The following is a 241-nucleotide window of genomic DNA, read 5'->3' on the forward strand; positions in this document are numbered from 1 at the left end:
TGGAAGATACACGGCAGGCCCAGTTCCTGCAGGGTTTCCCACAACGGATAGAACTGTTCACTGGACGGGTCAAAGCCCTGGAGGGACGGGTGGAACTTGAAACCCCGGGCGCCCAGCTCAATGGCCTGGTGCTTCGCCCCCGCGATTGCGTCCTCCCCCGTGCGCGGGTCCACGCTGCCGAACGGAATCAACACATCGTTGTGCTTCGCGGCCCCGGCGATCAGCTCCGGGATGCTGTTGG

1 protein-coding gene is annotated in these 241 nt (G+C 63.9%); it reads right to left on the bottom strand.

Annotated elements, in window-relative coordinates:
• The coding region (locus SB679_RS26085) for an amidohydrolase family protein (RefSeq protein WP_410705298.1) at window positions 1-241 on the bottom strand (241 nt) is incomplete at both ends.

Origin of the sequence: Chryseobacterium sp. SIMBA_029 (genome assembly GCF_046535275.1) — a bacterium.
Lineage (GTDB): Bacteria > Bacteroidota > Bacteroidia > Flavobacteriales > Weeksellaceae > Chryseobacterium.